At 27.1% G+C, this 15,976-nt stretch carries 11 protein-coding genes; 3 read left to right on the top strand and 8 right to left on the bottom strand.

The window, feature by feature from the left end; genetic code table 11:
• Positions 1–12: 12 nt before the first annotated feature.
• Together CJ670_RS10205 and metE are read left to right on the top strand one after the other, a co-directional pair.
• The gene (locus CJ670_RS10205; RefSeq protein ID WP_105939872.1) at positions 13–360 is read left to right on the top strand and encodes a hypothetical protein; all 348 of its coding nucleotides are present in this window, start codon (positions 13–15) and stop codon (positions 358–360) included.
• Positions 361–596: 236 nt separating this feature from the next.
• Entirely contained in the window at positions 597–2,864 is a 2,268-nt protein-coding gene (metE, locus tag CJ670_RS10200; protein WP_105939871.1) for a 5-methyltetrahydropteroyltriglutamate--homocysteine S-methyltransferase, read from the top strand.
• A 61-nt stretch (positions 2,865–2,925) separates the two neighbouring features.
• Here metE and CJ670_RS10195 read toward each other — a convergent pair whose 3' ends face one another.
• A complete protein-coding gene (locus CJ670_RS10195; protein WP_105939870.1) occupies positions 2,926–5,877 on the bottom strand; it encodes a methyl-accepting chemotaxis protein in 2,952 nt (983 codons plus the stop codon).
• A gap of 220 nt (positions 5,878–6,097) precedes the next feature.
• On the opposite strand from CJ670_RS10195, the gene CJ670_RS10190 reads away from it, so the two are divergent.
• Positions 6,098–6,502 carry a DUF350 domain-containing protein gene (locus CJ670_RS10190; protein ID WP_105911703.1) on the top strand — a complete coding sequence of 135 codons (405 nt, stop codon included), beginning with the start codon at positions 6,098–6,100 and terminating at the stop codon, positions 6,500–6,502.
• A gap of 55 nt (positions 6,503–6,557) precedes the next feature.
• Here the strand turns inward: CJ670_RS10190 and CJ670_RS10185 are convergent, their stop codons facing one another.
• From CJ670_RS10185 to flhB, 7 genes are read right to left on the bottom strand one after another with little or no spacing between them, the layout of a single operon-like run.
• Complete coding sequence (locus CJ670_RS10185; RefSeq protein WP_105911702.1) at positions 6,558–7,121, bottom strand: flavin reductase family protein; 564 nt, start codon at positions 7,119–7,121, stop codon at positions 6,558–6,560.
• A 26-nt stretch (positions 7,122–7,147) separates the two neighbouring features.
• On the bottom strand, positions 7,148–8,332 hold the full coding sequence (locus tag CJ670_RS10180) for an MFS transporter (protein ID WP_105939869.1): 1,185 nt from the start codon (positions 8,330–8,332) through the stop codon (positions 7,148–7,150).
• Between the two features lie 28 nt (positions 8,333–8,360).
• On the bottom strand, positions 8,361–10,469 hold the full coding sequence (gene flhA / locus CJ670_RS10175) for a flagellar biosynthesis protein FlhA (protein ID WP_105911700.1): 2,109 nt from the start codon (positions 10,467–10,469) through the stop codon (positions 8,361–8,363).
• Positions 10,470–10,486: 17 nt separating this feature from the next.
• Positions 10,487–11,617 (bottom strand): flagellin family protein, encoded by a 1,131-nt coding sequence (locus CJ670_RS10170; RefSeq protein ID WP_105939868.1) that lies wholly within the window; start codon positions 11,615–11,617, stop codon positions 10,487–10,489.
• On the bottom strand, positions 11,614–12,918 hold the full coding sequence (gene fliI / locus CJ670_RS10165) for a flagellar protein export ATPase FliI (protein ID WP_105911698.1): 1,305 nt from the start codon (positions 12,916–12,918) through the stop codon (positions 11,614–11,616). The genes CJ670_RS10170 and fliI overlap by 4 nt, the downstream gene beginning before the upstream one ends.
• Positions 12,915–14,915: a tetratricopeptide repeat protein gene (locus CJ670_RS10160; RefSeq protein ID WP_105939867.1), complete on the bottom strand. Its 2,001-nt coding sequence runs from the start codon at positions 14,913–14,915 to the stop codon at positions 12,915–12,917. Before CJ670_RS10160 ends, fliI begins: the two co-directional genes overlap by 4 nt.
• A 3-nt stretch (positions 14,916–14,918) precedes the next feature.
• The gene (flhB, locus tag CJ670_RS10155; RefSeq protein WP_105939866.1) at positions 14,919–15,968 is read right to left on the bottom strand and encodes a flagellar biosynthesis protein FlhB; all 1,050 of its coding nucleotides are present in this window, start codon (positions 15,966–15,968) and stop codon (positions 14,919–14,921) included.
• Positions 15,969–15,976: the final 8 nt, after the last annotated feature.

Here is a 15,976-nt window from a genome sequence, read left to right as displayed (position 1 = left end):
AGGAGTAAATTTTTGAAAATTAAAGGCTTTGGAAAAAAATATTTTACACTAGCTTCAATTCAAGCGTATGCAACGGCACCAAAATTGCATGCAATATTTACTTCAATAAAAACTAATATAAATGAAAAACTAAAAATATCTTCAAATAGTGATGAAGAGGATGAGTTATCCTGCGAGATTGAACATGGTTTATTAACTTGTAATCTAGTAAATTCAAAACCATGTCACTGCGACTGTTTTTTTGGAAGAAAAGCTGCACTTGCTGTAAGAATTTTCCAATTTATTCCTAGATGTCCATACTATACAACATATTTTGCATTTAGAAGAACTGGCGTACATCCACCACAATTATCATTTTAATAATCGTTAAAAAATTAATATTAATCATTTTTAAGTCCGAGAAAGAGGATTTAAAATAAGATTTATTAAAAAACTATTTTTTTAGGCTTCGTTCTCGAAGCACTTTAGGTTTTTGCTACTTTTTAGTGGATTATTCTCAAAGAGAGTGCCGAAGGCACAAGAATCCACGCTATAAAAAGTAGAAAAAAATGTATGGTTCCTTTTTTTAAAGGGAACCTTTAAAAAAAGGATTAATAATGTCAAAAAATTATGTAATAGGATTTCCAAGAATTGGAGAAAAAAGAGAGCTTAAAAAGGTTTTAGAAGATTTTTGGGCAAAAAAGGTTGATTTTGGTGAAGTTAAATATGTAGCAGAAAATTTGAGAAAAAGACACTGGACTTATCAAAAAGAGGCAAAAATAGATTTTATAGCTTCAAATGATTTTTCACTATATGATAATATTTTGGATACTACTATTTTATTAGGAGCAATTCCAAAAAGATTTCAACACCTAAAAGATGAAGAGTTATATTTTGCAATGGCAAGAGGAAATCAAGATTGTGTAGCAATGGAGATGACAAAGTGGTTTAATACAAACTATCACTACATTGTTCCAGAAATTTCTAAAGATACAACATTTAAACTAAACTCTAAAAAAGTTATAGAGGAGTACAAAGAGGCACTTGAGCTTGGAATTAATACAAAAATAAATTTAATTGGTGCAATTACTTATTTAGGACTTTCAAAAAGTATTGATAATAGTGATGTTTTTGCTCATATTTCTAGTGTTGTAAAAGTTTATAAAGAGCTTTTAGAAGAGATTTCAAAACTAAATGAGAGCATTGTTGTTCAATTTGATGAGCCTTTATTTGTAAAAGATTTAGAACCAAAATTTTTATCACTTTTAAAACCAGTTTATGATGAACTCTCATCTGTTTCATCAAATATAAAAATAGTAGTAACTACATACTTTGAGCACTCAAATGAAGCTACAAAAATTTTAGTAAACACTCCTATTTGGGCTTTAGGACTTGATTTTATTCATGGAAATAAAAATTTAGAGAGTTTAGAATTAATTAAAAATTCAAATAAAATTTTAATTGCAGGTGTTATTGATGGACGAAATATTTGGAAGAGTAATTTTGAAGATAAGATAAATCTTTTAAATAAAATATCAAATGTAGTTTCAAAAGAAAATATAATTGTAGGAACTTCTTGCTCACTTTTACATGTTCCTTTTACTTTAAGTTATGAAGATAATTTAGATAAAGAGATTAAATCTTGGTTAGCATTTGCAAATGAGAAATTAAAAGAGTTAAATCTTGTTTCAAAACAGTTTTTTGACTCAAAATTATCACTTGAAGATATTGCAAATATTGAGAAAAACAAAAAAGATAATAGTTTGAGAAAAGTATCTACTAAAATTCATAATAGTAGTGTTCAAGATGAGATTAAAAATCTAAAAAAATTTGAAAGAGAAGATAAGTTTGAAGATAGAATAAAAATTCAAAGAGAGTTTTTCAAATATGATGCACTAACAACTACAACAATTGGTTCATTTCCTCAAACACCACAAATTAGAGAAAATAGAAAACTTTATAAATCAAATGCTATTTCTAAAGAGCAATATGAAAATGAAATCAAAAAATATATTGATGATTGTGTAGCATTTCAAGAAGAGATTGGTCTTGATGTATTAGTTCATGGCGAGCCTGAAAGAAATGATATGGTTGAATATTTTGGACAGTTGATGGATGGATTTGCATTTACACAAAATGCTTGGGTTCAATCTTATGGAAGTCGTTGCGTAAAACCACCTGTTATTTTTGGTGATGTTTCAAGACCAAATGCCATGACAGTTCTTTGGATAAAATATGCTCAAAGTAAAACTTCTAAAGTTATGAAAGGAATGCTTACAGGTCCAGTTACAATTTTAAACTGGTCATTTGTAAGAGATGATATACCAAGAAATGAAGTTACTCGTCAAATTGCACTTGCAATCAATAAAGAAGTTGATGATTTACAAAATGCTGGAATTAAAATGATTCAAGTTGATGAAGCTGCATTTAAAGAGGGTTATCCTTTAAGAGTTGAAAATATAAAAGATTATGAAAATTGGGCTGTTGATAATTTTAAATTAAGTGTAAGTTGTTCAAAAGCTGACACACAAATTCATACTCACATGTGTTACAGTGAGTTTAATGATATTATAAAAACAATTGAAGCTATGGATGCTGATGTTATTTCAATTGAAACAGCAAGAAGTGGAAATAGACTTTTAAAAATCTTTAAAGAAGTAGCATATAAGCAAGAAATTGGACCTGGAATTTATGATATTCACAGTCCTAGAGTTCCAAGTGTTGATGAAATGGTTGCTCAAATAAAAGCTTTAGTTGAAGTTTTACCAAAAGAGCAGTTATGGATAAATCCAGATTGTGGTTTGAAAACTAGAAAATGGCCAGAAGTTAAACAAAGCCTTAAAAATATGGTTGAAGCTGTAAAAATTGTAAAACACAACAGATAATAAAAAAGAGCCTTTTTTTAGGCTCTTTAATAATGTTAAAAATTACTATTACTTAGCTAAATTATAAATGTTTTGTTCTATTTTCTACACATAGTAATAAGTTTTTATTCTTTGAATTTAAATATAAAATATCATTTAAACTATCAAATATTTTTATTGTCATCTCCTCTATTTCATTTGCTGTATTTTTTAAAACTTTATTCTCCATTTTATTTGAATTTTGTGTAATATATTCTTGCATTTTTTGATGTAAATTTTCATGATGATTTTTCAAAATCTGCCACTTTTCATCTTTTGTAAAAATCTCATTTTTGCTTTCACATGAAATTATCCATTTTCCCATATTACAACTTTTGCAATCATCTACCTTACAATTTTCATATTTATTTAAGAGTTTAAAATATCTTTTTTTAAAATTCAAATGCTCATTTTTATAAACAGATAACTCTTTTATTAAATCAACATTTTCAACCATATCATAATACTTTTCATCTATTTTAGAAGCAGATGTAATTTGAAGTAATTTATTAGATAAATCTGATACTTCATTTGATAATCTATCTATATTTAAAGCTGTTTTAGCATTTTTTTGTGTTGTAAAATCAAGTTTTGAAACTGTCTCATTTATTTGAACTATTCCTAACTCTTGCTCTTTACTAAAAATTGTTACATTGTGAATTATATCTTTTGTCTGTGAAATTTTTAAAGCTAAATTTTCATAACCTTTTATCATAGTATCGACATTATTTTTACCATCCAAAGTCTCAAAATTTGCACTCTCAACCAACTCTTTAATCTCTTTTGCAGCTTTTGCACTTCTTGTTGCTAAATTCCTAACTTCTCCTGCGACAACTGCAAAACCAATACCAGCATCTCCAGCAGTTGCTGCTTCAACTGCTGCATTTAAACTTAAAATATTTGTTTGAAATGCTATTTGGTCAATTACTGTTATTGCTTCATTTATAGCTTTAACTTTTTTACTAATTTCATCCATAGATGAAAAGGTTTGAGCTGCAAATTTACTTCCTGTTATTGCATCTGTATTTAACTCATCTGAGATTTCTAACATTTGGTTCATATTTTCATTATTATTTTTTATATTTTGAGTTATCTGTTCTAGCGCAACAGAAGATTGCTTTAAAGATAGTGCCTGATTTGAAGATGAAACAGACAATTCATTTGAAGAGTTTGTTAATATTTTTGTATTTTGTTCAAGTTTTTTTCCAGCATTTGTAATCATTGCAATTAACTGTGAAGATGATTGTCCCAAAATAATAGTAGAGTTTGACAATATTCCAAAATCTCCATACATACCTTTTATATGGTTTTCATCTTTTTTAAATGTGTAATCACCTTGTGCATAGTTATTTAATAAAAGATTTAAACTATCAATTTTTAATCTAGTTCTATCTATCATTTTATTTATAATATCAACTAATGTTTGCAACTCTTTTGTAGATGATTTTGTTTTTATAGTGTATTCAAAAAATCCATTGTTTACCTTTTCCATAATATCTGTTATTTCTAATATTACATTTTTATCATTTTCAATAATTTTTTCTATTTTTGAAACTTGAGTATTCATATTTTTAGTCATCAAAGCGAACTCATCTTTGCCATCTATTTGATTTAATTTGATATTATCTTTCTCTTTCATTGAGTATGAAAAAAACTGATTTAAATTATTTTCAAATTTTTTGATTGATTTTGTAACCTTACTTGTCATTATTATAATTACTAAAAAAATAAAAATCATAAGCAATAGAAGAAAAATCAAGAAAAAAAGAATTTGATTATCTAAATCTTTTGTATTTGTTTTAATATATAAAAGTGTATCTTCAACTATTTTATTTTTAATCTCTTCAAAGATTTCTATTTTACTAGAAGATAATTTTTCCCATTTTTGAGTATCTACTCCATAAATATTTTTAGTTAGAATATTTAGTGCTTTTAAAATTTTTACATCTAGTTCTTTTGTATCTTCTAAATATTCATTATTATAAGACTTTGACATATAAGAATCTGCTACAAATTGAATATCATTTAAAAACTTTTCTTCCTCTTTTGTGTATTCAAGTCTTTTGTAATCTTTTATAGCTCTTAATATTTTAGTATGTTCTTTTTGTATTTTATTTAGTATATCTTCATTATTTGTCAAGATAAAGTCTTTATAATTATGGATTAATCCGCCGTATCCTAAGGACTCTTTGATAGTATTTAAAATATTATCTTTTTCACTTTTTAAGAAAATAGCTCTTCTAAAATCATCTATATTTGTAAAAAGTGTACTTTGTAGTTTTTGATTAAAAAAATCTAACTGCTCTTGTGTTAAGTTTTTTCTTAATTCATTAATATCAGTGTCTTGAAAAATTATTAAAGATATAAAATTATTATAATTTGAATTTGAAATAAGATTATTATCAAAAATATTTTTTATCAAAGCATTTTCTTTATAACTCTTCTCTATAATATTTGTTATCGAAATATAAGTTTTTGAAGCTTTTAGCAACTCTTTACTATTTGAATATATTAAAAGTTCATCAAAAAAAGATAATAAATTCGCAATAAGTTGATCATAATACTGCTCTATATCTTTACTGCTTTTTGATAACTCTTTTACATTTATTCGTTTTTCATCTAGTAAAGATATGTTAGTTTTAAAAATCTCATATTTATCAAAAAGTTTAGAATCTTTTTTAATTAGATAAAAACTATTTATAAAAATATCTAACTTTTCATGTGATAATCTACTTAATTTTATTTGATTTTCTAAATCTTCTTTTTTTGTTTGAGCATAACTATTTATATAAGATATAGATAATTCTCTCTCTTTTTGAAGATTTACCAACAATTTAGATATTTCAACTGTAAAATCTATATAACTTGATGTTTTATCCATATTTAATACTTTTTCAACTTTTTCAAAAATCAATATAGATGACAACATAAAAATTGCCAAAAGAGGTAAAACCAAGATTAAAAAAATTTTATTTCTAAGCCTTAGGTTATTCATTTTGCTTCCTAATATAATATTTTTTGTAATATATTATTTATTGTTTAAATAGAAGTTTATATATTTTAAGATGTAATTAAGTTGTAACTAAACGGTAATTAAGTTGTAACTTTTGACTTATATTTTTATTATTTAAAAATCAATATATTATATGTAGAGCTTAATATATAAGGTTTATATAACAACTTTTGGGTAAAATGAGCAAAAAAAAGGATTTTTGATGGAATTTGGTTTATTTTTAAGCTTTTTAGGATTTTTCTTTACAGCAGTTATTTTAGTAGTTGCTTTTTTATATCTGTATGCTATTGTTACACCATATGATGATTACACACTTATTTTTGAAAAAAACAATATTGCAGCTGCTTTAGGTTTTGGTGGAGCAATTATTGGTGTTTCTATACCACTTTATAGTGCTTTGGAAAACTCTGTTTCTTATTTTGACTTTGCTATTTGGGGAGCTATTGCTATTGCTATTCAGTTAGCTTATGCTTTTGTAGTTACAAGAATTAGTGGAAAATACTCTTTTAATGCAAAAATAAATGAAGGTGTAGTTTCTGTTGGTATTTTAATGGCATTTTTATCAATTTGTATTGGTCTTTTAAATGCTGGTTCTATGAGTTATTAAAAGCTTTTAAATTTATCTATCATTTTGAACTATTATCAAAATGATAGATAAAAAACTATAAATCTACCATAGCTTTAAAAGTAACTCCACATCTTCCTATACTCTCAATTTTTGTATGATTTCTCTCATTAATTCTTCCGTCTTGTATATATTGAAAATTTATCTTTAAAACAACTGGTGTTGTATCTCCATCGACTTTATAAGTATCATAATATTCACAAAAAAGTGCTGTTTGAGTTGAGCTTATCATTGGTGGATAGTCATCTAGCTCTTTTTTTACATCTATCTCATATATTTCTATTTCACTTTGAGTTTTACACAAAGGCGTAGCACATTTTTGTAGTTGTTCAACATTATCTTTATTTGGAAAACAAATAGTTGCTTTTTTTGTTTTCAAAATATTTGCTAAACTATCTTTTGGGCTTCCATCATCTTTTTTTCCAATAGCAACTATAACCAAAGCAGGATTTGTTGAAATTGGTATGAAATAAGAAAAAGGAGCTGCATTTAAAACTCCATCATCATCTGTAACTATCCAAGCAATTGGTCTTGGAACTATACTTCCTGACATTATTTTGTATCTATCTAAATCATTTACATCTTTGTAATCTAAAATCATAATTTCTCCTTTTAATGATTATACAATTAAATTTTTGAATAAATCTTTGTGTAGTAGTAAGCATAAAATAAAAATGCAACTCCTAAACATATCGTAATAATTGAAGTTGTTGTAATATGTGCCATAGTACCAATAAACAGAGTTGTTAGTACATTTGCAAGCATAAAAAACATATCATTATATGATATTACTCTTCCTATATACCTTTTATCGCAATGATTTTGTAAAAGAGCATAAGTATAAGACCATAAGAAAGCTGTACTAAATCCTACAAAAAACAGAGCAGCTAAAGATGCATAAAAATTACCTTGAGCAAATGCCCAAATTATTATTGTAATTCCTTGAAAAACTAAAAGGTACTGAAGATTATCTTTTTTTATAATCTTATTTAAAAATAGTGGTCCAATCATAAGTGCAACTGCTCTTACTGCATTTGAAAGCCCAATAGCAAGAGGAACAGCTATAATCTCTTTATACTCATTTTTTGCCAAAATAGTAATCAAAGCATCATAACTAGTAAGCCCTACACTTGCATGCAAAAAGATTAAATGTAGAATAATTTTATTGTTTTTAATATATCTTAAACCATCAATCATAAGTTCCAAAATTTTCTCTTCAACTTTTTTGTATTCTATATTTATTTTGATATTAAGAAAAACTAAAAAAGCCAGTATAAAAATAGCAACATCTATTAATATAGCAGCTTTTACACCATATAAATTCACTATAAAACCACTAACCGCCATTCCAACAGCATAAGTAAATGACCAAATTATTGACTGTATTTCATTTGCTGTTTGAAGATCTTTTCCAGTAGCAATTTTTGCTAAAAGTGACATTTCACTTGAAAAAAACATAGAAGCAGCACTCATTCGTATAAAAATAAAAACAAGAAGTAACCATAAATCAGATGATGTTTCAATTAATAAAAAACAAGCCGTCATTGAAAGTTCTATAAAAAGTAAAATTATCATCAAGGGTTTAATTTTAACTCTATCAATAATAGCTCCACTCAAAGGTGATATTAAAATTGCTGGTAGAAAATGCATAGCTGTAACAATTGCAATAGCAAGTTCACTTGAACCAAACTCTACAACCATAGTATAAATTGCAACAGTAGAAAACCATGCACCAAAAGATGCAATAAAGTTCACCAAAGATAAACTTCTAATAATTGGTTTATCTCTTAAAAAATTAATATAATATTTCAAAAAAATCCTTAAAAAAGTGAAAAAAAAATTAGAACTCTAAAGTTCCTTCAATAGCAAAATTTGCTTTTGAATCAAGTTCTGCGTGAGATAAAACAGGGATAGAAAGACCAAATTTTTCATAAATTTCTGATACTCTTTTTCTTAAAACAGGATCTACAACCATTGCAACTTTTGAAAAACCTTTTTTCTCAATATCATCTAATAGTTGTTTAGTTTTTGTTACAAGATTGTTTATCTCAGCAATACTAAGCATCAACTGAGAAGCTCCATGATGGTCTTGAAGTTTTCCTATAAACTGTTGTTCTAACTCTGGTTTAATTGTAACTATATGTAAAACTCCATCTGTATCTTTATATTTTTGAGTAATAAGTCTAAAAAGTTTTGCTCTTACATGCTCTAAAAGTATCTCTGGAGCTTTTGTAAATTCAGCAATATCTGCTATTGCTTCAATGATTGTAAGCATATCAATAATTGGGATTTTCTCATGAAGCAAGTCTTTACAAACTTTTAGTAAACTTCCATATGAAGCAACTTTCATAGCCTCTTCAACAACAATTGGGAAATCTTTTTTAAGTCTATCAATAATATCAACAATATCTTGTCTTGTAATAATATCTTCTGCATATTTTCTAATAATTTCTGATATATGAGTTGATATAATTGTTGGAGCATCTACAACTGTAAATCCTTTCATTAAAGCATCTTCTTTTAAATCTTTTGAAATCCAAACAGCATCTAGATTAAATACAGGTTCTTTTACTTTTATTCCATCAAGATGTTCGCTTGATAGCCCACCCATTGCAAGAAGTTTATCTACTTCTATTCTTCCTTTTACTATTGGAATTCTTTTTAGATAAAATTGATACTCATTTGCTCCTAGACTTGTATCATCTGAAATTCTTATTTGTGGTATTATAAATCCTAACTCAGATGCTATATTTTTTCTTATTGCTTTTATTTTATCAAGAAGTTCTGAATTACCTTGAACAAGTTGTAAAAGTCTAATTCCTAGCTTTAACTCCAAAACCTCAAGTTTCATTACCGTTTCTATACTTTGACTCTCATCAGGAACAGAAGCTGCTCTTTTTTTCTCTTTTAAATCTTCAGGTTTTTCAATTTTTTTAGCAACTTGTGGTTTAAAAAATCTAGTAACAATATTATCATCACCTTTATCAATCATAATAATAGTATAACCCAAAGCAGATAGCATAAGTCCCATTGTCATCAAAATTCCTGTAGGGAAACCTGGAACTAATCCAAAAAGCATTAAACCAATACCAACCAAAATAAGAGATTTTGTATCTTTCATAAGTTGATTTACAGCTCTTGTTGCAAATCTCTCATCATCTGTATTTGATCTTGTTATTATAATAGCAGTTGCAGTTGATGTTAAAAGAGCTGGAATTTGTGTAACAAGTCCATCACCAATAGTTAAAATTGTATATATACTTGCAGCTTCGCTAGCTGGCAAGTCGTGTTGAAAAATACCAACCAAAAGCCCACCAATAATATTTACAATCGTAATAATAATACCAGCAATTGCATCACCTTTTACAAACTTAGATGATCCATCCATCGCTCCATAGAAGTTTGCTTCAGTTATAAGTGATTTTCTTCTTTCTTGTGCTTCTTTATCATCAATAAATCCAGCATTTAAATCGGCATCAATAGCCATTTGCTTACCAGGCATAGAGTCAAGTGTAAATCTAGCAGTTACCTCAGCAACTCTTGTAGCACCTTTTGTTACAACCATAAAGTTTATCAAAACTAAAATGATAAAAATAACAACCCCAATAACCATATTTCCACCAACAACAAACTCTCCAAAAGCTGAAATAATTGTACTTACAGCATCTGGTCCATTGTGTCCATCTGCTAAAATAGATCTTGTTGTTGCAATACTAAGGGCTAGTCTAAATATAACCAAAATTAATAAAAGTGTAGGAAAAGTTGTTAAATCTGCTGGCTTTTGAATATAAAGTGAAATTAATAAAATTAATAAAGATAGTGCTAAAGATATAGATATAAAAAAGTCGATAGCAACTTGATTTAAAGGTATTATAATAATAGCAAGCATTGATAAAAACAATGCTACTGCTATTAAATCCCTAGAGAAAATATTTTTAATAAAATTCATATAATAAAAAAACTAATTTATTTCAAGAAATTAGTTAAAGATAACTCAAATGTTCTATTTATAGTTGAGTAAAGTGCTGTATAAGATATTTCAAGAGCCTTTAACTCTGTAGCAACTTGAGTCAAATTTGAATTTCCAAGCTCTTTTTCAAGAATACTTAGTTGTGTAATTTTAGATTCAGCTCTCTCTTTTGATACTTCAAAAGTTTTATTTTTTGCTCCCAACTCTGAATGAGCAATAATAGCTGTATCATAAGCTTTTGTAGCTTCATCAATAGCGTTAGAAATACCAGCTCTTCTATCTTCATAAGTTAAAGTAGGATTTCCTAAACTATCAAGACCTCTTAAACTACTAATTGCCTCATCTAACATATCAAACATATTTCTTTTTGCTTCAAATTTTGTACCATCTGTATTTGGCACAGTAGTTGTATATTCAGTTGAAGGAAAAGTTGGAGGAGTAACTGTTAATGTTTCAGGTGAACCATCCCATTTTGTTTTTGTAAGTGTGTTTGTAGCACTATCAAAAACCCACTCTTTCCCATCTTGATCAACAATTTTATCACCTTCTTTAAAAGTTAAAGTACCACCTTTTGAAGCACTATCGGCAACATAAAAGAAAGCATCTATTCCATTTATTCCTCTTTCTCTGTAAGAGCCCTCATCAACTGCAACTTTTCTTAAATCTGCATCTCCATTGTATGTTACGTTTCCAGCTGCATCCATAGAAAAAGGCTTAACAGAAGCATCACTCCCTGCAAAAACATATTGACCTTCTGTTTGAGTATTTGCTAGATTAAATAAATTTTGTTTATAACCTTCAATAACTCCAGCAATTGCCTCAAGCCCTTCTATACTAGTTGTAGAAGTATTTGCTTTTATTAGCTCCTCTGCTTTTATCTTTTCTAAAAGAAGTTTCACCTCTTTCATTGCAGTATCTGATGTCTTATTTAAAACATCAGCTCTTTCTATTTGCTCTATAATTCCCTTTTGAGTTTTTATTTTATCCTCTGTATGAGTTAATCTTCCAAAAGTAACAGAATCGTCACTTCCAAATTGAAGTTTACTTCCACCCATTTGAAAATTAAGTTTTGCTTGATAATTATCTAGATTTCCTAATCTGTATGTTGTAGAATTTAATGATATCATATTAACACCTTTCTTAAATTTGCAATAATCTCATCAAAAGAGTACTTTTCCAAAGTTCCTTGAGTAAGAAACTCTCTTGCTTTCTCTTTTTTTGCTATTGCATTATCCAACTCAAGATCCATACCTTTTTTGTATGCACCAACTCTTATTAAAACTTCGTTCTCTTTTATTAGCGATAATACTCTTTTTAACTTTAAAAAATCATTATAATGCTCTTTTGTAACAACTTTATCTATTACTCTTGAAGCTGATTTTAATATATTTATTGGTGGATAAAAACCCTGTTCTGTTAAATCTCTTGTTAGAACTATATGTCCATCAAGTATAGACCTACTTTGATCTGCAATTGGATCATTTAAATCATCTCCATCAACCAAAACAGTAAAAAATGCTGTAATAGAACCTTTTTTACTATTTCCTGCTCTTTCCATAAGTTGTGGTAAAAGTGCAAAAACTGAAGGAGGATATCCCCTACTAACTGGTGGCTCACCTGTACTTAAACCTATTTCTCTTTGAGCCATAGCAAATCTAGTAACACTGTCCATCATAAGAAGTACATCATGCCCTTTATCTCTAAAGTATTCAGCTACACTCATAGCTGTAAAAGCAGCATATTTTCGCATAAGTGGTGATTCATCTGAAGTTGCAGTTACAATTACAGTATTTTCTAAATTATTATTTAGGTTATAGTGAATAAATTCAGGTATCTCTCTTCCTCTTTCTCCAACAAGTGCAATTACTTTAATAGTTGCTTCACATCCTTGAACTATCATTCCCATAAGAGTTGATTTTCCAACTCCTGAACCTGCAAAAATACCTACTTTTTGACCTTTTCCACATGTAAGCATAGAGTCTATAGCTTTTACACCTGTTCCAAATTTTTGATCAATAATTCCTCTATCAAGTGGAGACATACTCTCTTTGTTTATAGGAGAATTTGTATCTAAATCTCTTATTTTTCCCAAATCATCAATAGGTTCTCCCAAAGCATTTACAACTCTTCCTAAAAGACCATTTCCACACTTTATAGTAAGTCCATCTCTTTGCAAAAACACTTTGTCATTTATCTTAAAACCATCAATAAAAGAAAATGGAACTATAACAAATAAGCCATCACTTAAAGTAGTAACCATTCCTAAAACTGTATATAGTTTTTGTACGGATTCAATTCTTACGATATCTCCAACAGCAACATCTAAACCAACAGCACTTAATGTAACAGCAGAAATATTTACAACTCTTCCAAAAGCTATATTTAAATTGTTTGAATCTATGCTCTCAATAATGTCATCTATATTCATGGATTCATTCCGTTACACATATTTTTATAAAAATTATCTTCTACATTTACATTTTTACACTTTTCTAAATATATCTCTTTTTGTTCTTTTTGCCCTAAATTATCATATAAAGTTAAAATATCATAATAAAGTTTTATCTCATCATCTGGTTTTATTTTTTTAGAATGTTCTAAAGCTTGTATAAGATAGTTTACTGCATCTTGGAAATTATTTTGTTTTTTTAATAATCTTGATAATTCGCTCTCTACAAAAGGGGAATAAACAAAAGCTTTAAACTCATTTTGCTTATTATTTAAAGAGTTTAAAATTTTAAATGCCTCTTCTTCTTTTCCCTCTTTTATTAAATATAGATATAAATCATAATAAAAATCAATAATTATTGGTTTTTCTATATTTGCTTCAATTAATTCACTATTTTCCAAACTATTCTTAAAAAATCTATCTAATTTTACTGAATTATTATCAATTTTTAAAATCTGATATTTATACAAAAACTCTTCTTTTAAAATCTCTTTATCTTTTGATTTTTCTATTTTTGATGAGTAATACAAAGCATCATCTATCTCTTCAACATCAAGAGCCATAGCTTCCAAAATAAGATAAACATCTAAATCTTTTGTATCTTTAAAGATATTTTTAACTTGCTTATAATTTTCAATAGATGGAACTTCTCTAATACACTTAATAAACTCACTTTTCAAACTATCATCGTTAAGTATATCTTTAAAAAGATCTGTTTTTAAATCTTTTAAAATATAACTTAATTTAATGCAATCTTGCTCTTTCAAATACTCTTTTATAAGTCCAAAATGTGCTATATCTAAAAGTTCATCAATATTTTCATAAGCAAATCTCTTTAATGTATGTTTTGGAATATCTTTATAAACTTTTTTCATTTTTATTACATCTTCATATTTTTTATTAAAATTATTATTAATCAACTCTTGAAGAAGTGCTTTGTTTTGCATAGCCTCATTTTCTGGATATTTATCAGCTACTACATTTGGCAAAATAGTTTTTTGCCTCATTTTTATCTCATCATAAAACATAGATGCATTATCAAAATTTTCACTTTTTGGATGCTTATCAATAATATCTTTATATAGAATTTTTGCAAGGTTTAAATAAGTATCAGTTTTGTCGTATAAACTCATATATAAATTTGCTAATTTATACTTTGTTTGCTCTAGTACATCATCTTTTTTTGAAGTTATTATTAAGTTTTTTAAAATATCTATAGCAAAAGTTTTCATATCTAGCTTTAAGAGTAAATCAACTCTTTGATTTGCTAATATATAATCACCTGAGTAAAAAGATGGATTTGTCAACAAAAGTTGTCGCATAAGCTCACTTGCTTCTTCTTTTCTTCCCTCAAGTAAATATATATCAAAAAGTTCATTTGCAGCAATTGAAGCGATATTTTTATCTGTTGTGGTGCTTAAAACTTCAAAAATTGATTTTGAAGCCTTTTTATAATCTTTTTGATATTTGAAAATCTTTGCTAAAGATATTTTTCCTTTTGATTTTGCCTCTTCATCATCGAAAATATCTACTACTGTTTTAGCATAATATCTTGCATCTTCTACCTTATTTATATTTATCTTTAAATCTATTAAAATTAAATAGGCTTTTAATAAATCTTCTTGATCAATAAGTGACGAATTTATAGCTGCTTCCAACTCATTTGCAGCACTACTTATGTGTTGTTTTGAGTTCGTTTTTATAACTAATTCAGAGTAAAGTATTAAAATATCTGCATTTAAAAGTGATACTTTATTGTTATCTTTTATAATTTTTAATTTCTCAAAAGCCTCAAAAAGTTTTCCATCAAGTGCTATTGATTTAACCTCATCTAATTGATTTAAAGTATTTATTATTGTCTCTTTTGTTTTTGTTGGAATTTGTTTTCCATTTGAATCTATAAAACTATAATAAAAATCTCTATCTTTAGCATTTAGAAGAGAAATAAGAAGTATAAATATAGTTAAAAATCTCAAATTTTACCTTTTTTTCTTTAATTCATAAACATAAGAGAAAATCTCTGCAATTGCTTTATAAAATTCAGAAGGAACTTCTCTTTCTAACTCAATTTGATCATACAAAGCTCTTGCAAGACTTGGATTTTCTATTATAGTTACACTATTTTCTTTTGCTATCTCTTTGATTCTTAAAGCTAAAAAGTCTATACCTTTTGCAACAAGTAAAGGAGCTTGATTTTTTGAACTATCATATTTTAAAGCAACAGCATAATGTGTTGGATTTGTAATAACAACATCTGCATCAGGAACGCTACTCATCATTCTTTTTTGTGCCATTTGCATCTGAATTCTACGAATTCTTCCCTTAACTTGAGGGTCTCCTTCCATATTTTTATACTCATCTTTAATCTCTTGTTTACTCATTTTCAAAGATTTCATATAATAATGTTTAGAAAAATAGAAATCTATTATAGCAAAAATAATAATAATAAACAAAATAGTAAAAACAAATATAATAATCAAATCTATCATAGCTTCAATAGTTGCATTCAACTCTTTATTCATCATTATCAAAAAATCTTGATATGTCAATCCAAAAAGTAAAAACATAACCCAAACTATCACAGATAATTTGAGAGTTAACTTTAAAGCCTCCATTAATTTTTTTAAACTAAAAATATTTCCCATACCCTTTATTGGATCTAATTTTTGTAAATCAAGCTTCAAAGGAGTTGCAATAAATCCAAACTGCATCCAGTTGCTAGCAAGTGCTAAAACAAATACTAACAAATATATAGGAGCCAAAGCTTTTAGAAGTGTTATTGCAACTGTATATGTAATTGTAAAATATGTGCTTTCATCTATTTCTTGTCCAATAAAACCATATATATACAACATTACTTTTTTTATCTCTAAAAATGTAAATCCTGAAAGAAATATTAAATAAACAGAGCCCAAAGTTAAAATAACAGCACCAGCTACCTCAGCAGATTTACCTACATTTCCTTCATTTCTGGCATCTTCTATCTTTTTGGATGTGGGTTCTTCTGTTTTTTCTTCATCATCAGCCATAAAATTTC

Origin of the sequence: Arcobacter cryaerophilus gv. crypticus (assembly GCF_002993025.1) — a bacterium.
Classification (GTDB): Bacteria; Campylobacterota; Campylobacteria; order Campylobacterales; family Arcobacteraceae; genus Aliarcobacter; species Aliarcobacter cryaerophilus_B.
This window is presented reverse-complemented; position numbering and strand designations above follow the sequence as displayed.